General features: G+C 47.2%; 21 protein-coding genes and 1 other annotated feature. All 21 genes read left to right on the top strand.

Features of this window, described 5'->3' with window-relative positions; all coding sequences use genetic code 11:
* The first annotated feature begins 27 nt into the window (after nt 1-27).
* The 21 genes from gltX to fusA all read left to right on the top strand — a co-directional run bounded on the left by gltX (nt 28) and on the right by fusA (nt 22,552).
* Entirely contained in the window at nt 28-1,491 is a 1,464-nt protein-coding gene (gene gltX, locus AC0YNT_RS29470) for a glutamate--tRNA ligase (protein ID WP_475807776.1), read from the top strand.
* A 419-nt stretch (nt 1,492-1,910) separates the two neighbouring features.
* Nucleotides 1,911-2,615 carry a serine O-acetyltransferase gene (cysE, locus tag AC0YNT_RS29465; RefSeq protein WP_475807775.1) on the top strand — a complete coding sequence of 235 codons (705 nt, stop codon included), beginning with the start codon at nt 1,911-1,913 and terminating at the stop codon, nt 2,613-2,615.
* A complete protein-coding gene (gene cysS / locus AC0YNT_RS29460) occupies nt 2,612-4,030 on the top strand; it encodes a cysteine--tRNA ligase (RefSeq protein WP_475807774.1) in 1,419 nt (472 codons plus the stop codon). Before cysE ends, cysS begins: the two co-directional genes overlap by 4 nt.
* Before the next feature lie 37 nt (nt 4,031-4,067).
* Nucleotides 4,068-4,571: a Mini-ribonuclease 3 gene (locus AC0YNT_RS29455; protein WP_475807773.1), complete on the top strand. Its 504-nt coding sequence runs from the start codon at nt 4,068-4,070 to the stop codon at nt 4,569-4,571.
* 23 nt (nt 4,572-4,594) lie between these two features.
* The gene (gene rlmB / locus AC0YNT_RS29450; protein WP_475807783.1) at nt 4,595-5,323 is read left to right on the top strand and encodes a 23S rRNA (guanosine(2251)-2'-O)-methyltransferase RlmB; all 729 of its coding nucleotides are present in this window, start codon (nt 4,595-4,597) and stop codon (nt 5,321-5,323) included.
* 3 nt (nt 5,324-5,326) lie between these two features.
* Nucleotides 5,327-5,857, top strand: coding sequence for an NYN domain-containing protein (locus AC0YNT_RS29445; protein ID WP_475807772.1), 531 nt, complete (start codon nt 5,327-5,329; stop codon nt 5,855-5,857).
* A 243-nt stretch (nt 5,858-6,100) separates the two neighbouring features.
* A complete protein-coding gene (sigH, locus tag AC0YNT_RS29440; protein ID WP_091190671.1) occupies nt 6,101-6,751 on the top strand; it encodes an RNA polymerase sporulation sigma factor SigH in 651 nt (216 codons plus the stop codon).
* A gap of 389 nt (nt 6,752-7,140) precedes the next feature.
* On the top strand, nt 7,141-7,290 hold the full coding sequence (gene rpmG, locus AC0YNT_RS29435; protein ID WP_015847242.1) for a 50S ribosomal protein L33: 150 nt from the start codon (nt 7,141-7,143) through the stop codon (nt 7,288-7,290).
* A gap of 17 nt (nt 7,291-7,307) precedes the next feature.
* Nucleotides 7,308-7,517, top strand: coding sequence for a preprotein translocase subunit SecE (secE, locus tag AC0YNT_RS29430; RefSeq protein ID WP_091190672.1), 210 nt, complete (start codon nt 7,308-7,310; stop codon nt 7,515-7,517).
* Nucleotides 7,518-7,540: 23 nt separating this feature from the next.
* Nucleotides 7,541-8,074 carry a transcription termination/antitermination protein NusG gene (nusG, locus tag AC0YNT_RS29425; protein ID WP_091190675.1) on the top strand — a complete coding sequence of 178 codons (534 nt, stop codon included), beginning with the start codon at nt 7,541-7,543 and terminating at the stop codon, nt 8,072-8,074.
* 49 nt (nt 8,075-8,123) lie between these two features.
* Complete coding sequence (gene rplK / locus AC0YNT_RS29420) at nt 8,124-8,549, top strand: 50S ribosomal protein L11 (RefSeq protein WP_091190677.1); 426 nt, start codon at nt 8,124-8,126, stop codon at nt 8,547-8,549.
* Nucleotides 8,550-8,683: 134 nt separating this feature from the next.
* Nucleotides 8,684-9,376, top strand: a complete 693-nt coding sequence (gene rplA, locus AC0YNT_RS29415; protein WP_475807771.1) for a 50S ribosomal protein L1 — start codon at nt 8,684-8,686, stop codon at nt 9,374-9,376.
* A gap of 18 nt (nt 9,377-9,394) precedes the next feature.
* Nucleotides 9,395-9,547 (top strand) — a sequence feature (ribosomal protein L10 leader region).
* Between the two features lie 57 nt (nt 9,548-9,604).
* Nucleotides 9,605-10,105: a 50S ribosomal protein L10 gene (gene rplJ, locus AC0YNT_RS29410; protein WP_475807770.1), complete on the top strand. Its 501-nt coding sequence runs from the start codon at nt 9,605-9,607 to the stop codon at nt 10,103-10,105.
* Between the two features lie 94 nt (nt 10,106-10,199).
* Nucleotides 10,200-10,559, top strand: a complete 360-nt coding sequence (rplL, locus tag AC0YNT_RS29405; protein WP_167282828.1) for a 50S ribosomal protein L7/L12 — start codon at nt 10,200-10,202, stop codon at nt 10,557-10,559.
* A 101-nt stretch (nt 10,560-10,660) separates the two neighbouring features.
* Nucleotides 10,661-11,263, top strand: coding sequence for a class I SAM-dependent methyltransferase (locus tag AC0YNT_RS29400; RefSeq protein ID WP_475807769.1), 603 nt, complete (start codon nt 10,661-10,663; stop codon nt 11,261-11,263).
* 295 nt (nt 11,264-11,558) lie between these two features.
* Entirely contained in the window at nt 11,559-15,122 is a 3,564-nt protein-coding gene (gene rpoB / locus AC0YNT_RS29395) for a DNA-directed RNA polymerase subunit beta (RefSeq protein ID WP_167282832.1), read from the top strand.
* A gap of 71 nt (nt 15,123-15,193) precedes the next feature.
* The gene (rpoC, locus tag AC0YNT_RS29390; protein ID WP_475807768.1) at nt 15,194-18,841 is read left to right on the top strand and encodes a DNA-directed RNA polymerase subunit beta'; all 3,648 of its coding nucleotides are present in this window, start codon (nt 15,194-15,196) and stop codon (nt 18,839-18,841) included.
* A gap of 242 nt (nt 18,842-19,083) precedes the next feature.
* Nucleotides 19,084-19,314, top strand: coding sequence for a ribosomal L7Ae/L30e/S12e/Gadd45 family protein (locus AC0YNT_RS29385; protein ID WP_441896855.1), 231 nt, complete (start codon nt 19,084-19,086; stop codon nt 19,312-19,314).
* A 155-nt stretch (nt 19,315-19,469) separates the two neighbouring features.
* Nucleotides 19,470-19,889 carry a 30S ribosomal protein S12 gene (rpsL, locus tag AC0YNT_RS29380; protein WP_015847231.1) on the top strand — a complete coding sequence of 140 codons (420 nt, stop codon included), beginning with the start codon at nt 19,470-19,472 and terminating at the stop codon, nt 19,887-19,889.
* A 63-nt stretch (nt 19,890-19,952) separates the two neighbouring features.
* Nucleotides 19,953-20,423: a 30S ribosomal protein S7 gene (rpsG, locus tag AC0YNT_RS29375; RefSeq protein WP_091190695.1), complete on the top strand. Its 471-nt coding sequence runs from the start codon at nt 19,953-19,955 to the stop codon at nt 20,421-20,423.
* 53 nt (nt 20,424-20,476) lie between these two features.
* Nucleotides 20,477-22,552, top strand: coding sequence for an elongation factor G (fusA, locus tag AC0YNT_RS29370; protein ID WP_475807767.1), 2,076 nt, complete (start codon nt 20,477-20,479; stop codon nt 22,550-22,552).
* Nucleotides 22,553-22,608: the final 56 nt, after the last annotated feature.

The raw sequence follows: 22,608 nt of genomic DNA, 5'->3' as shown, positions 1-22,608 counted from the left end.
TAAGATATACGAGAGGGGTAATTCATTATGACACAAGAAATTAGAGTCCGTTATGCGCCGTCGCCAACGGGTCATTTACATATTGGTAATGCAAGAACGGCCTTATTCAATTATTTGTATGCACGCAGCCTAGGCGGCAAATTTATTATCCGGATTGAAGATACCGATGTGAAGCGTAACGTGGCAGGCGGGGAAGAAAGCCAGCTGAAATATTTGAAATGGCTTGGCATGGACTGGGATGAGAGCATAGATATCGGCGGAGGCTACGGGCCGTACCGTCAGACGGAACGCCTTGATCTTTACAAAGAGTACTGGCAGGACCTGATTGACCGCGGTCTGGCATACCGCTGCTATTGCACAGAAGAGGAGCTCGAGCAGGAGCGGGAAGAGCAAACAAGCCGCGGCGAGACGCCTCGTTATTCTGGACGCCACCGCGATCTGACGGAAGAGCAGCGCCAAGCATTTGAAGCGGAAGGCCGTGTGCCAAGCGTTCGTTTCCGTGTGCCTGAAAATAAAACCTATGCATGGGACGATATGGTGAAAGGCTCGATCAGCTTCGATACAACGGAGATCGGCGATTGGGTTATCGTGAAGAAGGACGGAATTCCTACCTACAACTTCGCGGTTGTAATTGATGACTACCTGATGAAAATCAGCCATGTGCTGCGCGGCGAAGATCATATCTCCAATACTCCTCGCCAGCTTATGATCTATGAAGCGCTTAACTGGGAAGCACCGAAGTTTGCTCATATGACACTGATCGTGAATGAAAGTCGTAAGAAGCTTAGCAAACGCGATGAGTCGATCATCCAGTTTATTGAGCAATATGACGATCTGGGTTATTTGCCGGAGGCGTTATTTAACTTTATCGCGCTGCTTGGCTGGTCACCGGAAGGCGAACAGGAGATTTTCTCTCACGATCAACTAGTTGAAGTATTTACAGCTGAACGTCTGAGCAAAAGCCCAGCCGTATTCGATACGCAAAAGCTTAGCTGGATGAACGGTGAATATATGAAAAAAATCGACTTGGAGCGTCTGGTTGATCTGTGTCTGCCGCATCTGCAAAAGGCTGGCCGTGTTGCGGAACAATTGGATGAAGCGGGACGTATTTGGGTTACGGCTCTAGTTGCCTTGTATCAGGAAAAACTTCGTGCGGCTTCGGATATCGTTGCCCTGACTGATTTGTTCTTCGCTGAAACAGTTGTGGATGAAGAGGAAGCAGCAGTCGTGCTTGCTGAAGAGCAAGTACCGGTAGTACTGGCAGCATTCCTTGCCAAGGTTGAAGAAAATGATGCTGCGGCCTTTACAGTTGACGGCATTAAAGATTGGATTAAGGCGGTTCAAAAAGAAACAGGCTTCAAAGGCAAGCAGCTGTTCATGCCAATTCGGGCAGCACTTACCGGCCAAACGCATGGCTCTGATTTGAACCAATCGATCGCTCTGCTTGGAAGAGATAAGGTCATTAACCGTCTTAAGAACCGCCTGGCTTAACGGATCAGCTGGGCAGGCTTGAACAAGCCAGGGGATTATTCCCTTGTCACCCGTATAGGGATTCGTTATACTGATACTAATTACAATTTGATGAATTTCGAAAAAGCCGTGAACAGGAAAAGTACGTTAAGCCGGATTTACAGAGAGGACAATCAGCATGGGCTTTCCCATGTGGGCTGGGAATTGTCTAATTCGGAGACGGAAGAATGCACCTGGGAGCTTTGTTCCGATCCGTATCCTTCCACTTCGTATACCGAAGATGGCGGAGCGGGGTAGGCAGCAACGTTAGCCAACGTTACAGGCGTTAAGAAGGACAGCCGGATATGGAAAACCGAAGCTCTCGCAGCTGTGGTATATGATCTGGTTCGTTCAAGCAGAGTGGAACCGCGACGTTACACGCCCGCCTCTGCAGCATTTATATGCTGCAGAGGCTTTTTTATTGCCGGGAGAGGAGAAAACACATGTTTCGCCATTTTCGATCAGATATTAACGCAGTATTTGAGAACGACCCCGCGGCGCGAAGCCGATTCGAAGTCATCTTTACGTATTCCGGCCTGCATGCTATATGGGCTCATCGGATCGCTCACATGCTGTTCCGCCGAAAATGGTTTACCGTTGCACGGATGGTCTCGCAGTTTAGCCGCTTTATGACAGGCATTGAGATTCATCCGGGAGCGACGATCGGACAGCGGTTGTTCATCGACCACGGGATGGGAATTGTTATTGGGGAAACATGCGAGATCGGTGATGATGTTGTCATCTATCAAGGTGTTACACTGGGGGGCACCGGCAAGGAAAAAGGGAAGCGGCATCCAACGATCGGCAACAACGTGGTTATCGGTTCAGGTGCAAAAGTATTAGGCTCGTTCAGTATTGGCGATAATTCAAATATTGGATCCAATGCCGTCGTCCTTCGCGAAGTGCCGGATAACTGTACAGTAGTTGGCAATCCAGGACGAGTCGTTAGGCGGAACGGTGAGCGGGTTGGAGATCGGCTGGATCATAAGCAGCTGCCGGACCCTGTCATCGAGATGTTCCGCGAAATGCAAAAAGAAATTAATGGCTTAAAGTCCGAGGTAGAGAAGCTTCGGCAGCCTGTAGCTGGAGGAGAAACGAGATCATGAATGTTCAAATTTATAATACGCTGACCCGATCCAAGGAAGCGTTCGTCCCGCAGGAGCCGGGAAAAGTGAAGATGTACGTATGTGGACCAACGGTCTATGACTATATTCATATCGGCAACGCACGTCCGGTTATTTTCTTCGACGTTGTACGTCGTTATCTGGAATACGCAGGGTATGAAGTTGATTATATTGTGAACTTTACGGATGTAGATGATAAGCTGATCCGCAAGGCAGAGCAGCTGGGACTTACGGTTCCTGAAGTTGCAGATAAGTTCATTGATGCATTTAACGAAGATATTGTTGCACTTGGTGTGCATAAGGCGACAATCAATCCACGAGTTACCGAGCATATCCCATCTATCGTTGCGTTTATTCAAGGCCTTGTCGACAAAGGCTATGCATATGCAAGTGAAGGTGACGTGTACTACCGCACATCGAAGTTTGAGGATTACGGCAAGCTGTCTCATCAAAATCTGGAGGAGCTTCAGTTCGGCATCCGGATCGAGGTTGGTGATCGTAAAGAGAATCCGCAGGACTTCGTTTTGTGGAAAGGTGTTAAGCCTGGTGAAATTAACTGGGAAAGCCCTTGGGGACCTGGGCGCCCAGGATGGCATATTGAATGCTCGGCAATGGCTCGTGAGTATCTGGGCGATACGCTTGACATTCACGGTGGCGGTCATGACCTGCAGTTCCCGCATCATGAATGCGAGGTAGCTCAATCTGAGGCATTTACTGGCAAGCCTCTTGCGAACTATTGGATGCATAATGGTTATATTCATATTAACAATGAGAAAATGTCCAAATCGCTTGGCAATGGCATCACGGTTCGTGAACTCGTGAAGAAGGTGAGCCCAGCTGCCATTCGTTATTTCATTTTGTCGACGCATTACCGCAGCCCGCTCAACTTCACGGATGAGACCATTACTCAAGCGGAAAACAGTGTAGAGCGGATTGCAAACTGTGCGGCGAACTTGAAGCATCGTCTTACTGCATTCGGCGCACAAGCTGAGGGTGCCGCATCGGCCGAACCTGAGCTTGTTGAAAGATTGGCGCAAATTAAGGCACAGTTCGCAGCGAAGATGAACGATGATTTCAATACACCAGATGCAATTACGACTGTATTCGAGCTTGTAACCGAAGCGAATCAATATATGAATCGCCCGGATGCAACGGCTGCAGGAGTGGCTGCAATACTTGAGGCACTTGAGCAAATAAATGCCGTGATTGGCCTTCTTCCTGAAGCTGATGCAAACGCCGAATTGCTTGATGAGGAGATTGAAGCACTAATTGTGGAGCGTACAGAAGTACGCAAAGCAAAGAACTGGGCACGGGCGGACGAAATCCGCGATCTGCTCACGGAAAAAGGAATTGCACTAGAGGACACTCCGCAAGGGATTCGTTGGCGGCGCCTGTAGGCATCTTCCGCGAATCGGAATTGGAGGAAGTGTTATTTTGAATAGCAATAATGAACGGGAATTTGGGGATATAGAGGAAGCAGGATCAGGGGATGGAACAGGAGCGGGACTTCTGTTCCATCGTCCTTCCAAGAAGACACAGCTTATTAATCCGGTTGTGCTCGCTTATGTAGGTGACAGCGTATTTGAACTTCTTGTGAGGCAATACCTTGTATCGCTTACTAACCATAAATCGCATCACCTTCATAAGGAAGCGACTAAGATCGTTTCTGCGAAAGCTCAGCGTAAGCTGCTTGAGAAGTGGCAGCCGATGTTAAGTGAAGAAGAAGCGGATATTGTAAGGCGCGGACGCAATACGAAATCAGGAGCTCCACCGAAAAACGCTGACCCTGCGGATTACAGGCAGGCCACTGCTCTGGAATGTTTAGTCGGCTATTTGTATTATGAGGGCCAGATTGAGCGTCTGCATGAACTGTTTGCGGCGGCAATTGCACCGTCTATAACTGAAGAACAGCAAGAAGAGAAGGAGGGTCAAGCGTGACTGAACGTTACAACCAAGAAGAAATGATTGCCGGCAAGCATCCTGTCATGGAGGCACTCCGTTCCGGACGTGATATTAATAAAATCTGGATTGCTGAAGGCGCACAGAAGAGCCTGACTCAACCGATTGTGGCGGAAGCCAAACAGCATGGCGTTATCGTCCAGTTTGTGGACAAGCGTAAGCTTGATACGATGGTAGAAGGTGTGCAGCATCAGGGCGTAGTTGCGCAGGCAGCTGCTTTTGCCTATGCAGAAGTAGAGGATCTGCTTGCAAGAGCACGTGTGTTGAACGAAACACCATTCCTGCTTATCTTGGACGAGATCGAAGATCCCCATAACCTTGGTTCTATTCTGCGTACGGCAGAGTGTACCGGCGTACATGGCGTTATTATTCCAAAGCGCCGTTCCGTCGGCCTAACGGCATCTGTGCTTAAAACTTCGGCTGGAGCGGCGGAACATGTACCCGTTGCTCGAGTGACGAACCTGGCACAGACCATTGACCGTTTGAAGGAAGAGGGAGTATGGGTAGCGGGTACTGATGTAAGTGCGCCGCAGGATGTTTACAAGACAAAGTTTGATCTGCCTCTTGCGATTGTGATCGGAAATGAAGGCAAAGGCATGGGTCGATTAATTAAAGAAAAATGCGATTTCCTTGTGAAGCTGCCGATGCACGGCCGGCTTAATTCCTTGAATGCCTCTGTAGCAGCAGGTGTTCTGATGTACGAAGTGGTCAGGCAGCGTCGGAGCGTATAGCCGATGAACCGGCGTAATGATATTTTGCTGGTGGACGGCTATAACATGATCGGTGCCTGGCCCGTGCTTGAGAAGCTGAAGGAAATTGATCTGGAGGAAGCGCGGGACAAGCTGCTGGACATGCTGGCTGATTATCAGGGTTTTTCGGGGATGATGGTATATGTTATTTTTGATGCTCATCAGGTGCCTGGACTTGGGGCTACCTATCGGCATCATAAGCTGACGATCCTCTATACAAAAGAGAAAGAAACGGCAGACGAATGCATTGAACGTCTTGTAAGTGAGCTGATGGCAAGACGCCGCAATGTATTCGTCGCAACTTCTGATCTTGTCGAGCAGCATGTCGCGTTTGGCAAAGGAGCACTTCGGCTGTCAGCGAGAGAGCTTCTGATCGATATTAATCAGAACCGAAAACAGATTGAACACACCTTGCGCGAACGCGAAAGCTCACCCGGAAAACGTAATACGCTGGACGGCAATCTTAGTCTTGAGGTGCGTACACAGCTCGAACGACTGAGGCGAGGAGACAAGTAGCTCTTAATTCATCCATAAAATTACATAATTACAAGTATTACGACTCTCTCAAAACGGCAAATCGGTTGACGGTGTAAGATTACATAATGTATACTGACTCTATATTTAGTGATGAGAACGGTGGGTTATATCGCTATTTTGTCTTAGTTGACAGTTTAGACGTTCGTTATGGTAATGAAGCCATACATGTTTGGTTGCATATGAATCTAGCGGCGTACGCCTTGCAGGCCGGAGGGATAGTTTGTGAGCATCGACCTCAAAAAATGGAGTACGCTTGAGTATGACTGCAGTTCTGACGAGGATATCGTAGAAGCGGTTCGTAACGGCGACAGTCTAGCTCTTGAATATTTGATCAACAAATATAAGAACTTTGTCCGTGCCAAGGCGCGTTCGTACTTCCTTATCGGTGCCGATCGGGAAGATATCGTGCAGGAAGGCATGATCGGACTCTATAAATCTATTCGCGACTTTAAAGGGGACAAACTTGCCAGCTTTAAAGCATTTGCGGAGTTATGTATCACGCGGCAGATTATTACTGCCATTAAGACGGCTACGAGACAGAAGCATATACCGCTCAATTCCTATGTTTCGCTCGACAAACCTATTTATGATGAAGATTCGGACCGTACCCTGCTTGATGTTATTTGCGGCACTCGGGTATCCGATCCGGAAGAACTCATTATTAACCAAGAGGAATTCGTAGGTCTGGAAGATAAGATGTCCGAGATTCTAAGCGATCTGGAGCGTAAGGTGCTCATGCTTTATTTGGATGGGAGATCGTACCAGGAGATTGCTGTCGATTTGGACAGGCATGTGAAGTCGATTGATAATGCTTTGCAGCGTGTAAAGCGTAAGCTAGAGCGTTACTTGGAAGTTCGTGATCTTAGCAGTTAATCTATTAACCTCTATAAATATTTATAGAGTCTATATGAGCTGTTCATCCGTCAGGCTGCAAGCCTAGGGCGGAGGGCGGCTCATTTTCATTTTTCAACCGCGAAATGAACGCTGCCTCTCCTACGGACGGTGCATTCATTGACAATTGAGTTATAAAAGCAGGAATTGTGACGATAATGGTAGAGACGAGAGTTCCGATATCGACTTTTTTCCATAATATTCGCTACGGTACAGCCTATGTTTCCATTGACATGCAATATGCCGTGTGATAAATTGTTTTAGGTAGGCCTTAATGCGAGGCTTTGTTTCGTATTGGGGTTGATGTTGGGACGACATAATATCATTATGACGTCGTAATCCGTATTTAGCAGTTCGGGAGGTGTAATTCAATGCGGGTAATTATCACGTTGGCATGCACAAACTGCAAACAGAGAAACTATGCGAGCAGCAAGAACAAACGCAATCACCCCGACCGCATCGAGTTGAAGAAGTTTTGCAAGTTCTGTAACGAGCAGACTCCTCATCGCGAGACGAGATAGTCATTGGAGGTGTTGACGTGGCATTTTTGGCTAAACTGAAGCAAAGCTTCGGAACAACGTTTAGTTTCTTTGCCGACAGCTGGGCAGAACTTAAAAAAGTTCGCTGGCCAAACCGTAAAGAGTTGACAAGCTATTCGATCGTCGTACTTCTAACGATCGCGTTTGTGACGATTTACTTTTGGCTTCTTGACATCGGGATCTCGTCTCTAGTTGAACTGATTGTTTAAGAAGGGTCCAAAGGTGGATTGGAATGGAAAAAAGATGGTATGTCGTACACACTTACGCCGGTTATGAGAACAAAGTGAAAGCCAATTTGGAGCGTCGCCTCGAATCGATGGGCATGGAAGATAAGATCTTTCGCGTTCTGGTTCCAATGGAAGAAGAAGTGGTAGAGAAGGACGGTAAGAAAAAGACCGTTCAACGTAAAGTCTATCCCGGCTACGTCCTTGTGGAGATGGTTCAAACTGACGATTCATGGTATGTTGTTCGCAATACACCGGGCGTCACAGGATTTGTAGGGTCGACGGGATCTGGCTCCAAGCCAATTGCGCTTATGCCAGATGAAGTTGAACAAATTCTGAAGCATATGGGCATGGAAGAACCGAAGCCGAAGATTGAATTCGACCTGAAGGAAACCGTGCGCGTCAAAGAAGGTCCTTTTGCAGACTTTGTTGGTACGATAGAAGAAATTCTACTCGACAAAGCGAAGCTTAAGGTACATGTCAACATGTTTGGCAGGGAAACCCCTCTTGAGCTTGATTATACTCAAGTGGAGAAGATCTAGTATCTTTGTTTCCAGGTTTGGGATTACCAGTGTAAGGAGGTGTTAAGTCATGGCAAAAAAGGTTATCAAAATGGTCAAACTGCAGGTTCCTGCAGGCAAAGCTAATCCGGCTCCGCCGATTGGTCCAGCACTAGGTCAAGCAGGCGTTAACATTATGGCATTCTGTAAAGAATTCAATGCGCGTACTGCAGATCAAGCGGGATTGATTATCCCGGTTGTTATCACAGTGTTTGAAGACCGTTCCTTCACTTTCGAAACTAAAACTCCGCCGGCAGCAGTATTGCTTCGCGTAGCAGCAGGTATCGAAAAGGGTTCCGGTGAACCAAACAAGAAGAAAGTTGCTACGGTTAATCGTGCGAAAGTACGTGAGATCGCTGAGCAAAAAATGCCTGACCTGAATGCAGCTTCCGTTGAGGCAGCAATGCTTATGATTGAAGGTACTGCACGCAGCATGGGTGTTACAATCGTTGACTAATTGTGCTGCTGACCGCTTGCGGTCACTGCACAAGGGCCGCCTATAAGGCGATGCCCAGCGAAGTTTCGGCTTCGTAGGTGGGAGGAGTCCCGATCGGGAATTTTCCGCTACAACCACAAAGGAGGAAAACTCAAATGGCTAAACATGGCAAAAAATATTTGGAAGCAGCTAAGCTGATCTCCAGCGAAGCAACTTACGAGTCTTTGGAAGCTATCGAGCTTGTAAAGAAGGCTGCTACAGCAAAATTCGACGAATCCGTTGAAGTAGCTGTACGTCTGGGCGTTGACCCTCGTAAACAAGACCAAGCGGTACGTGGCGTTGTTGTACTTCCGCATGGTACTGGTAAAACGAAACGTGTTCTCGTATTCGCGAAAGGCGAAAAAGCAAAAGAAGCAGAAGCTGCTGGCGCTGACTTCGTTGGCGATGCAGACATGATCAACAAAATCCAACAAGGCTGGTTCGATTTCGACGTCTGCGTAGCAACGCCGGACATGATGGCTGAAGTTGGTAAACTGGGTCGTATCCTCGGTGGTAAAGGCCTTATGCCAAACCCTAAAGCGGGTACGGTAACATTCGACGTTACTAAAGCTGTTCAAGAAATTAAAGCTGGTAAAATCGAATACCGTCTTGATAAAGCAGGTCAAATCCATGCTCCAATCGGCAAGGTTTCCTTCGATGCTGAGAAACTTAATGAAAACCTTAAGTCTCTGATCGATGCTTTGAACCGTGCTAAACCGGCTGCAGCTAAAGGGGTTTACCTGAGAAACATCTCCGTTTCCTCGACTATGGGCCCTGGCGCTCGTGTTAACGTATCGGTTTACCGTTAAGTTAACGAGAACGGAACTAACATTCGAATACGCATACCGTAGACAGTAGGTGCCGTAAGGCTTAATTCCCTACCGAGGTGTTATGATAAATAGACTTGCGCGTGATTAACTTTACGGCAACAATATATCATGGCCTTCGCAGTCTCTGTGGAGGCCTTTCTCATGCACCCTAAGCTGAGGAAGCTTGTCATAAAACGGAATGTACAAATTTTATGGGAGGTGTACGTTTTGGCAAACGCAAAAATCATCCAAGAGAAACAACAGGCGGTTGAAGTGATCACAGCGAAACTTCGTGAGAGCTCCAGCACTGTCGTTGCAGACTATCGCGGATTGAACGTTGGGCAAGTAACTGAACTTCGTAAACAGCTTCGTGAAGCTGGTATCGAGTTCCAAGTACTGAAAAACTCGCTCGTTCGCCGTGCTACTGAAGCTGCGGAATTGACAGATCTGAACAGCATTTTGGTTGGTCCTACAGCCATCGCTTTCAGCGTTGACGATGCCGTAGCACCAGCGAAAATCTTGAACGATTTCGCTAAAAAGAATGACGCGCTGAAATTAAAAGGCGGCGTTGTTGAAGGTAAAGTAGTAGGTGCGGAAGAGATCAAAGCACTGGCGGAACTTCCGTCCCGCGAAGGCTTGCTCTCCATGCTCCTCAGCGTTCTGCAAGCTCCAATGCGTAACTTCGCGCTTGCGGTTAAAGCAGTTGGCGAGCAAAAAGAATCAGCTTAATAATAGCTGTTGCATAAACCATGTTCGAACTGCTGACCTTCTTCAGAAGGCGGCATAAACCAAAAAAAATAAAAACACTCTCGGAGGTATAATCATGTCTAAAGAGCAAATCTTAGAAGCGATTAAAGTTATGACTGTTCTTGAACTGAACGATCTTGTTAAAGCAATCGAAGAAGAATTCGGCGTTACAGCTGCTGCACCAGTTGCAGTTGTTGCAGGCGGCGCAGCAGAAGTTGCTGAGCAAACTGAATTCGACGTTATCCTTAACAACGCTGGCGCATCGAAAATCAACGTAATCAAAGTTGTTCGCGAAATCACAGGTCTTGGCCTGAAAGAAGCGAAAGACCTGGTTGACGGCGCTCCTAAAGCAATCAAAGAAAATGTTGCTAAAGAAGAAGCAGAAGCAGTTAAAGCTAAGCTTGAAGCAGCTGGCGCATCTGTAGAAGTGAAGTAATTTCACTTCAAACTATAATAACGGGCCCCTTGAAACGTCACGTTTCAAGGGGTTCGTTGTATGTTTAAGCCATGAAGAACGATAGGCAGGAGGCCATAAGGATGTCGGACCACTATTACTCCCAAACTCCGGGAGTGAAGCATGATAGACAAATACATGAGGCGAACCTTCGAGGGTATTCGCTGCGATTTATGACGGATGCCGGCGTTTTCTCCAAATCAGGTGTCGATTATGGCAGTCGTGTACTGCTGGATGCGCTCGTTCTTGCGCCGTCTGCTAAAGTGCTGGATGTCGGGTGCGGTTATGGGCCCATCGGATTAACTGCGGCTAAGCTTGCGCCAGAGGGGCATGTAACCATGATCGACATTAATGAACGTGCTGTGGAACTCTCGAAAGAGAATGCCAAGCTAAACGGAATAAACAATGTTACGGTTACGCAAAGTGATATCTATGAATCGGTGAAAAAAAACCGGTATGATGTTATCTTGACCAACCCTCCTATTCGGGCAGGCAAACAAGTAGTTCATCGTATTTTCGAAGAGGGTTATCAGCTCCTAAATCCCGGCGGTAAGATGTGGGTTGTCATTCAGAAGAAGCAAGGCGCGCCATCGGCGGAAGCCAAGCTGGAGTTGCTGTTTGGCGATGTGGAAGAGGTAACGAAGGACAAGGGATACAGGATTTTTTTGGCAACGAAATCTAGCTAACGATTTTCTTGACTTGACTTTTTAGATATGGTAATATTATAAAATGTCAGCATTAAATTGGGCTCAATCTCTTTAGTCAACTAAAATGTCAAGTGCGATTTTTGGCGCGGAATGCATAATACTTGCACATTTGACGTATAATGTTTACATTTTGGGCAAAATTACTTGATATGGAACCATCGCGCCGCGCTGCGTTTGGTTGGCTGCCGGAACACGCTCTTTTTTCGAACTATTCGATAAGGGCTTTTCTTTATTTAAAGTATACGCAGTGATATATCGATGCTGTGAGACAGACATGAGGGGTGAGGTTAAGTTGGCAGGACAACTTGTTCAGTATGGTCGGCGCACGCGGAGAAGTTACGCCCGGATCAACGAGGTGCTGGAAGTCCCGAACCTGATTGAAATCCAACAAAAATCGTACGAAAAGTTCTTGGACAATGACTTGCTTGAGTTATTCCAGGACATTTCGCCGATTCAGGACTTTACGGGCAATCTATCGCTTGAGTTTATCGACTATAGCTTAGGCGAACCGAAATATTCGGTCGATGAATCAAAGGAACGCGATGTGACGTATGCTGCTCCACTACGCGTTAAAGTACGGCTCTTCAACAAAGAAACCGGCGAAGTGAAAGAACAAGAAGTGTTCATGGGCGACTTCCCGCTGATGACAGAGACCGGTACGTTCATTATTAACGGGGCGGAACGTGTTATTGTCAGCCAGTTGGTTCGATCCCCAAGTGTGTACTTCAGCACGAAGGTTGATAAGAACGGGAAGAAAACATACACGGCAACGGTAATTCCGAATCGCGGAGCTTGGCTCGAACTTGAGACGGATGCTAAAGACATCATTTACGTTCGTATTGACCGGACCCGGAAAATACCGGTGACGGTGCTTTTGCGCGCTCTTGGCTTCGGGACCGACGCTGAAATCCTAGAATTGCTCGGCCATGACGAGTATATTCGCAACACGCTGGATAAAGACAACACAGATTCGACTGAGAAAGCGTTGATCGAGATCTACGAACGCCTTCGTCCAGGCGAGCCGCCTACATTGGACAATGCAAAGAGCTTGCTAGTTGCTCGTTTCTTTGATCCAAAACGTTATGATTTGGCTAACGTTGGTCGTTACAAAATAAACAAAAAGCTTCACATTAAGAACCGCCTGTTTAACCAACGTCTTGCTGAGACACTGGTTGATCCAGGTACGGGTGAAATCATCGCAGAAGCAGGACAAATGATTGACCGTCGTCTGCTTGATGAGATCCTCGACAAATTGGAGAAAAACGTCGGCTTCAAAACATATCATGTTGCTAATGGTGTGTTGGATGCAGACAGCATTCCACTTCAAGCGATTAGTGTGTATTCACCGCTTGATGATGCGAAGGTCATTAAAGTTATTGCGAATGGCGTTATTGATAAATCCGTTAAGCATATTACGCCTGCGGATATTATTTCGTCCATTAACTACTTCATTAACCTTCTGCATGGCGTAGGCAACACAGACGATATCGATCATCTCGGTAACCGCCGTTTGCGTTCGGTAGGCGAATTGTTGCAAAACCAATTCCGTATTGGTCTGTCCCGTATGGAACGTGTTGTTCGTGAAAGAATGTCGATTCAAGACGCTAACGCGATCACGCCGCAAGCTTTGATCAACATTCGACCAGTTATTGCGTCGATTAAAGAATTCTTTGGCTCCTCGCAGCTGTCGCAGTTCATGGACCAAACGAACCCGCTGGCGGAATTGACGCACAAACGTCGTCTGTCTGCACTCGGTCCGGGTGGTTTGACGCGTGAGCGCGCAGGCTTCGAAGTGCGTGACGTCCATCACTCCCACTATGGGCGGATGTGTCCGATCGAAACACCAGAGGGTCCGAACATCGGTCTGATCAACTCTTTGTCGACATTTGCTCGTATTAACGAGTATGGCTTCATTGAGGCGCCTTACCGTTGGGTTGATCCAAAGACTAGTATCGTTACCGAGCAAATCTCGTATTTGACGGCTGACGAAGAAGATAACTACGTTATCGCACAAGCGAACGCGAAGTTGGCAGAAGACGGTAGATTTGTCGACGACAGCGTAATCGTTCGTTATAACAAACAAGCAGATAACATCCTGACTATGCCAAGCGAACGCGTTGACTACATGGACGTATCGCCGAAGCAGGTTGTATCGGTTGCTACAGCGCTCATTCCGTTCTTGGAAAATGACGACTCCAACCGTGCGCTCATGGGATCCAACATGCAACGTCAAGCCGTGCCGCTTCTTATTCCTAAAGCACCACTCGTTGGTACTGGTATGGAACATAAATCGGCAAAAGACTCTGGTGTATGTATTGTATCCAAGTTTGACGGTGTTATTGAACGAGTTTCTGCGAATGAAATTTGGCTGCGTCGTACTGAAGTTTTGGACGGCAAACAAGTTGTTGGCGATCTCGTAAAACATAAACTGCATAAGTTTATGCGTTCTAACCAAGGAACATGTATTAACCAACGTCCGCTTGTCCGCAAAGGCGATGTGATCAAGGTTGGCGATATTCTCGCTGATGGTCCTTCGACAGAGCAAGGCGAATTGGCGCTTGGCCGTAACGTTGTCGTTGCGTTCATGACTTGGGAAGGCTACAACTATGAGGATGCGATTCTTCTTAGCGAGAAGCTTGTGAAAGAGGATGTTTATACATCCATTCACATCGAGGAATATGAATCCGAAGCACGTGATACGAAGCTTGGGCCAGAAGAAATTACGCGCGACATTCCGAATGTCGGCGAAGAAGCGCTTAAGAACCTCGACGAACGCGGTATTATCCGTGTCGGCGCAGAGATTGGCGCTGGCGATATCCTCGTTGGTAAAGTAACACCTAAAGGTGTTACGGAACTGACAGCGGAGGAACGTCTCCTTCACGCGATCTTCGGTGAGAAAGCCCGTGAAGTCCGTGATACATCGCTTCGTGTACCGCATGGTACCGACGGTATCGTTGTAGACGTTAAAGTATTTACTCGTGAGAACGGCGATGAACTGCCACCAGGCGTGAATCAGCTGGTCCGTGTATATATTGCTCAAAAACGTAAAATTTCCGAAGGCGACAAAATGGCAGGACGCCACGGTAATAAAGGGGTTATCGCCCGTATTATGCCTGAGGAAGATATGCCGTTCTTGCCAGACGGCACACCAGTAGAAGTCGTTCTTAACCCACTAGGCGTACCATCACGGATGAACATCGGTCAAGTACTCGAAGTCCATCTGGGTATGGCTTGTAAACAGCTCGGCTTGCATGCTGCAACACCGGTATTCGACGGTGCGCGCGAGTATGACGTATTTGACACAATGGAAGAAGCCGGTATGCAACGTAACGGTAAAACGGTTCTGTACGATGGACGTACAGGTGAATCGTTCGAACGTGAAGTTACAGTTGGCGTCATGTACATGATCAAACTGGCGCACATGGTTGACGATAAAATCCATGCCCGCTCGACTGGTCCTTACTCCCTCGTTACGCAACAACCATTGGGCGGTAAAGCTCAATTCGGTGGTCAGCGCTTCGGCGAGATGGAAGTTTGGGCGCTTGAAGCATACGGCGCTGCCTATACGCTTCAAGAGATTCTTACCGTCAAATCCGACGATGTTGTCGGCCGTGTGAAGACGTATGAATCGATCGTTAAGGGTGAGAACGTACCAGAGCCAGGTGTTCCTGAGTCGTTCAAAGTATTGATCAAAGAGCTTCAATCTCTAGGTATGGACGTTAAGATCCTTTCCGAGAATGAAGAAGAGATCGAGATGAGAGAAATCGATGACGAAGATGACGGTACGAGCGATAAGCTCAACCTGAATTTGGAAGGTGCCGAAGCAGGCGCTGAATAAGATTTGATTATAGGCTGCTCGTCCTTCATCAGAAGGGCGTGCAGCCGCCAATTTGTACGACATAGCCATACATGACGAAGGAGGGTTGCTCCTTGTTGGACGTGAACAACTTCGAGTATATGAAAATCGGGCTTGCCTCGCCGGATAAAATTCGTTCTTGGTCCCGCGGAGAAGTCAAAAAACCGGAGACGATCAACTATAGGACGTTAAAACCGGAGAAAGAAGGTCTTTTCTGTGAGAAGATCTTCGGGCCTACAAAAGACTGGGAATGTCATTGCGGTAAATACAAACGCGTTCGTTATAAAGGCGTAGTCTGTGACCGCTGTGGCGTTGAAGTAACTCGCGCTAAAGTACGCCGCGAGCGTATGGGCCATATCGAGCTTGCTGCTCCTGTATCGCATATCTGGTACTTTAAAGGTATTCCAAGCCGTATGGGCCTTGCGCTTGACATGTCGCCTCGTTCGCTTGAGGAGATTATCTATTTTGCATCCTATGTTACAACCGATCCTGGTGATACGCCGCTTGAGAAAAAACAACTGCTGTCGGAGAAAGAATACCGCAGCTACCGTGAAAAATACGGTTATGGCTTCCAAGCGAGCATGGGTGCAGAAGCAGTTAAGAAATTGCTTCAAGACATTGACGTAGAGAAAGAACTGGAACAGCTTAAAGAAGAATTGCGCACTGCTCAAGGGCAACGTCGTAATCGTGCGATTAAGCGTCTTGAAGTTATCGAAGCATTCCGTAACTCCGGCAATCAGCCGGAATGGATGATTCTCGATGTACTTCCGGTTATCCCGCCAGAGCTTCGTCCGATGGTACAATTGGATGGCGGACGTTTCGCAACGTCTGACTTGAATGACCTGTACCGCCGTGTTATTAACCGTAACAACCGTCTGAAGCGTCTGCTTGACCTTGGTGCACCAGACATTATCGTTCAGAATGAGAAGCGTATGCTGCAAGAAGCAGTTGATGCCCTCATCGATAACGGTCGTCGTGGTCGTCCAGTAACAGGTCCAGGTAACCGTCCTTTGAAATCGCTCAGCCATATGCTGAAAGGTAAACAAGGTCGTTTCCGTCAGAACTTGCTCGGTAAACGGGTTGACTACTCTGGTCGTTCCGTTATCGTAGTAGGTCCAAACCTGAAAATGTTCCAATGTGGTCTTCCAAAAGAGATGGCACTGGAGCTGTTCAAGCCATTCGTTATGAAAGAGCTTGTAAACAAAGGTTTGGCTCATAATATCAAGAGCGCGAAACGTAAGGTTGAACGCGTTAGCCCAGAAGTATGGGACGTTCTTGAAGAAGTAATCAAGGAGCACCCGGTTCTTCTTAACCGTGCCCCTACGCTTCACCGTCTTGGTATCCAAGCGTTCGAACCGATCTTGGTTGAAGGCCGCGCCATCAAGCTTCATCCGCTCGTATGTACCGCTTATAACGCGGACTTCGACGGTGACCAAATGGCCGTTCACGTACCATTGTCGGCAGAAGCACAAGCTGAAGCACGTCTCCTGATGCTTGCATCGGGTAACATTTTGAACCCGAAAGACGGCAAACCAGTTGTTACACCATCGCAGGATATGGTTCTCGGATCGTATTACTTGACGATGGACAACAAGGAAGCCAAAGGTTCCGGTTCTGTGTTCTCGACTGTGAACGAAGCAATCTCCGCTTATCAGCGTGGTATTGTATCGCTTCATGCTCGTGTATTCGTGCCAGCTAAAGTACTGAAGAAAACCATCTTTACGGAACAGCAGCAAAACTCGCTGATTAGTACAACGGTTGGTAAAGTCATTTTCAACGAGATATTCCCGGAAGACTTCCCTTACATCAACGAAGCTACTAAAGCGAACTTGCTGCACGGAACACCGGATAAGTATTTCGTATACGAAAAAGGCAGCGACCTGAACAAAATTGTTGACGAATTACCAATTGCCGGCGGTGTCGGTAAAGAGTATCTCGGCAACATCATTGGCGAATGCTTCCGTATCTACCATACAACTTTAACGTCGATTATTCTTGACCGCATTAAACAACTCGGCTTTACGTACTCTACTCGCGCGGGTATTACCGTAGCGGTATCGGACGTAATTGTTCCAGAGGAAAAAGTCGAGATCTTGAAAGAATCCGACGCTAAAGTAGCTGTCGTTATGAATCAGTACCGTCGTGGTCTGATTACAAACGAAGAACGTTATGACCGTGTTATCGAAATTTGGAGTAAATCCAAAGATCAAATTACGGAAATTCTTATGAGATCGATGGACCGTTACAATTCCATCATGCTCATGGTTGACTCCAAAGCACGGGGTAACAAATCGCAGATCGCTCAGCTCGGCGGTATGCGTGGTCTGATGGCGAACCCATCCGGTCGTATCATCGAGTTGCCAATCAAATCGAACTTCCGTGAAGGCCTTACCGTCCTCGAGTACTTCATCTCGACGCATGGTGCGCGTAAAGGTTTGGCCGATACAGCCCTTCGTACAGCTGACTCGGGTTACTTGACTCGTCGTCTGGTTGACGTAGCGCAGGATGTTATCGTTCGTGAAGATGATTGTGGTACAGATAAAGGCTTTGCTGTTAGCAAAATCCAAGATGGTAAAGAAGTTATCGAGGATCTGTATGACCGTATCGAAGGTCGTTATGCATTCGAAACGATTCGTCATCCTAAAACGGGCGAAGTTATCGTTAAGAAAAGCGAGCTTATCGATTCCGGTAGAGCAGATGCGATTATCGATGCTGGTATCGAGAAACTTCAGATCCGTTCGGTGCTTAGCTGCCGTGCGCGTCATGGCGTATGTAAAATTTGCTACGGCCGTAACTTGGCAACAGGCAAACACGTTGAGATCGGTGAAGCGGTTGGTATTATCGCAGCCCAATCGATCGGCGAACCAGGAACACAGCTTACAATGCGTACTTTCCATACCGGCGGCGTAGCCGGCGATGATATTACGCAAGGTTTGCCGCGTATCCAAGAGCTGTTCGAGGCGCGTAATCCGAAAGGTCAAGCGATTATCACTGAGCTCGACGGTGTCGTAAAAGAAATTCGCGAAGCGAAAGACCGTCGCGAAGTTGAAGTACAAGGCGAAGCGGAAACGAAAGTATACGCAATTACGTATGGTTCGCGTATCCGTGTAACCGAAGGCCAGCAAATCGAAGCCGGCGACGAGCTGACAGATGGTTCGATCGACCCTAAAGATATGCTGCGCATTAAAGGTATCCGTGGCGTTCAAAACTACATTTTGCAAGAAGTACAGCGCGTATACCGTAACCAAGGTGTAGAAATCAACGATAAACACGTTGAGGTTATGGTTAAGCAAATGCTTCGCAAAATCCGTATCGTTGACGCTGGTGACACTACGCTTCTTCCAGGCGCATTTGTTGACATTCATGAATACGAAGCAGCTAACCGTGAAGCGATCTTTGCAGGTCTTGAGCCTGCTGTTGCGAAGCCAGTATTGCTTGGTATTACGAAGGCATCCCTTGAGACAGACTCGTTCTTGTCCGCGGCATCGTTCCAAGAAACGACTCGCGTATTGACCGACGCTGCTATCAAAGGTAAAGTCGACCAATTGCTAGGCCTGAAAGAGAACGTTATTATCGGTAAGCTGATCCCGGCTGGTACAGGTATGAACCGTTACCGCAGTATTAAGCTGGTAGGCCTTGAAGATGAGCCGGAAACAACTGAAGAAGGCGAATTGGAATCCGAAGCTGTAACGATTGAATAGTATAGCGTAATAGATGAGAAGAGCGCGGCATCGGCAGGGATGGTTGGTCTTCCCTGTTGATACTCGCTCTTTTACATGTATAATGATTAGTGGGCCTTACCTTTAACCGTCCGAATGAATTATCCATAACTTTGCAATTTGGACAGGGTGTATTACAGCTTGACACTTGTAGATGTAGGTGTTACTATATCGAAGTGTGCCTAATTGTGTGATCGCTCTACCGATGAAGGAAAGGTGATATCATGCAGTTCAAGGTTGGCGCGAAACAGACGACGAAGATGCTTGAGCAAGATAAAGCTATCGAAGTCTATGTAGCTCGTGATGCAGATCCAAGGATGATAGAGAAGATCGTTCATCTTTGCGAGCGGTTGAGTGTACCGATTAAGTGGACAGATACGATGCATGAACTTGGGGAGACCTGCGGGATTGATGTCGGAGCTGCTATGGCAGCGCTCATACCTGATGAAGAATAATGAAAACATAATTTTTGTTGGTGCAGAATTGAAAGATGATGGACTGGCGAAAATTTTTATTTGTTCTTTTATGAACCGCCTGGATCTGTGGGCTTAATGATTGGGTTAAATGTCTTGCCATAAATAAGACATAATCATGGGAAGGGGGTGGCAACATGCCAACAATTAATCAGCTGGTCCGTAAAGGCCGCCAAGCTAAAGTCGTAAAATCGAAATCGCCTGCTTTGCAAAGAGGGTTTAACGCTCTGAAACGTGAAGCAACGAATATCAGCGCTCCGCAAAAACGCGGTGTGTGCACTCGTGTAGGTACTATGACTCCGAAAAAACCGAACTCCGCACTTCGTAAATATGCGCGTGTACGTTTGACTAACCGCGTAGAGGTAACGGCGTATATTCCAGGTATCGGTCATAACCTTCAAGAACACAGCGTTGTATTGATCCGCGGTGGACGGGTAAAAGACCTTCCGGGCGTACGTTATCATATCGTTCGTGGCGCATTGGATACTGCGGGTGTAAACAACCGTAACCAATCTCGTTCGAAATATGGTACTAAACGTCCTAAAGTTAAAAAATAATAAGTTGAATACATTCGGATAATATCCGGGTATAACGACTAACTGGGAAAGGGGGACTTTATCATGCCACGCAAAGGTCCTGTAACAAAACGTGATGTATTGCCAGATCCGCTTTATAATAGCAAGCTGGTAACTCGTCTTATCAACCGTATTATGATCGACGGCAAACGCGGTGTTGCTCAAACGCTGTTGTATAATGCTTTCACACTGATCCAAGAACGCACAGGTAAAGATCCAATGGAAACGTTCGAAGCAGCATTGAAAAACATTATGCCAGTACTTGAGGTTAAAGCACGCCGTGTAGGCGGTACTAACTACCAAGTGCCTATCGAAGTAAAACCAGAGCGCCGTACGTCGCTTGGTCTTCGTTGGCTCGTTAACTACTCGCGTAACCGCGGTGAGAAAACGATGGAAGAGCGTCTGGCAGCAGAAATCATGGATGCAGCGAACAACACTGGTGCATCTGTGAAGAAGCGCGAAGACACACACAAAATGGCAGAAGCGAACAAAGCGTTTGCTCACTACCGTTGGTAGGATTTTAAATAATTTGATTGAGTTTAACTCAATACACGAGAGGAGACAAATTCATGTCAAGAGAATTCTCCTTGAAGAATACGCGTAATATCGGGATCATGGCGCATATCGATGCTGGTAAAACGACTACAACTGAGCGTATCTTGTTCTATACAGGCCGTACTCATAAAATCGGTGAAGTGCATGAAGGCGCTGCAACGATGGACTGGATGGAGCAAGAACAAGAACGCGGTATTACGATTACGTCTGCCGCGACGACCGCTCAATGGGATGGTCACCGCATCAATATTATCGACACCCCGGGGCACGTTGACTTCACTGTTGAAGTAGAACGTTCCCTGCGCGTATTGGATGGGGCTGTTGGGGTTTTCAGTGCTAAAGAAGGCGTTGAACCACAGTCAGAAACAGTATGGCGTCAAGCTGACCGTTATGGCGTTCCTCGGATCGCTTACATCAACAAGATGGACATTATCGGTGCAGACTTCCTGAATGTTATTAAAGACATGCGCGAGCGTCTGCAAGCGAATGCTGTTGCGATTCAACTGCCGATTGGTGCTGAGAGTGATTTCCTCGGCGTAATCGATATTATTGAACGCGTAGCTTACAAATACAAAGATGATCTCGGGAAAGATCCTGAGAAAATCGAAATTCCTGCTGAATATGCTGACCAAGTAGAAGAGCTTCGTTTGGAGCTTATCGAGAAGGTTGCTGAGCTGGATGAAGAATTAACAATGAAGTATCTGGAAGGCGAAGAAATTACGATTCCAGAACTGAAAGCTGCACTCCGTAAGGGTGTTTGCGAAGTTAAGATCTTCCCAGTAATCGCAGGTTCTTCTTACCGTAATAAAGGCGTTCAAATGATGTTGGATGCAGTTGTTGACTTCCTTCCTTCCCCACTCGATGTTCCTGCTATTAAAGGTACACTCGAAGATGGCGAAGAGGGAGTACGTCATTCTTCTGATGAAGAGCCGTTCGCGGCACTTGCATTCAAAATCATGACTGACCCTTATGTTGGTAAGCTGACGTTCTTCCGTGTATATTCGGGTATCTTGAAATCCGGTTCGTATGTTCTTAATGCAACTAAGAACAAACGTGAGCGGATTGGCCGTATTCTGCAAATGCATGCGAATGCACGTCAAGAAATTGCCGAAGTTTACTCCGGTGATATCGCTGCTGCAGTCGGTCTTAAAGACACGATTACGGGCGACACACTTTGCGATGAGAAGAGCCCGATCATTCTTGAATCGATGAACTTCCCTGACCCGGTTATCTCGGTAGCTATCGAACCAAAAACGAAAGCTGACCAAGATAAACTTGGTATCGCAATTTCCAAACTGGCTGAAGAAGATCCAACGTTCCGTGCTCATACAGACGAAGAAACGAACCAAACGATCATCTCGGGTATGGGTGAGCTTCACCTTGAAATCCTGGTTGACCGTATGCTTCGCGAATTCAAAGTTGAGACAAACGTTGGTAAACCTCAAGTAGCTTACCGTGAGACATTCCGTACTGCGGCTAAGGTTGAAGGTAAATTCGTTCGTCAGTCCGGTGGTAAAGGTCAATATGGTCATTGTTGGGTGGAATTCACTCCGCAAGAGCCAGGTCAAGGCTTCGTATTCGAAAACAAAGTTGTGGGTGGATCTATTCCTCGTGAATTCATTGGTCCTATCCAAGCGGGTATCGAAGAGTCGATGAAGAACGGCGTAATCGCTGGCTTCCCACTCGTTGACGTTAAAGCAACTGTTGTAGACGGATCGTACCATGACGTTGACTCCTCGGAGATGGCGTTCAAAATTGCAGGTTCGATGGCGCTTAAAGCTGCCAAAGAAAAATGTAACCCAGTTCTTCTTGAGCCAATCATGAAGGTTGAAGTTATGGTTCCGGAAGAGTACATGGGCGACGTTATGGGTATGTTGAACTCCCGTCGTGGTCGTATCGAAGGTATGGATACTCGTGCAGGTGCACAAATCATCCGTGCTAAGGTGCCTCTCGCTGAGATGTTTGGTTACTCCACAACTCTTCGTTCCGGTACTCAAGGTCGTGGCGTATTCTCCATGGAGCTTTCGCACTATGAAGAAGTACCACGTTCGATTTCGGAAGAAATCATTTCCAAACACAAAGGCGCTTAATTATTAAGTGACTTAACGATACCTTAGGGTATGCTAGGCTGGGCACAAAGGCTTTA

This window comes from Paenibacillus sp. J22R56, from assembly GCF_056269375.1.
This window is presented reverse-complemented; position numbering and strand designations above follow the sequence as displayed.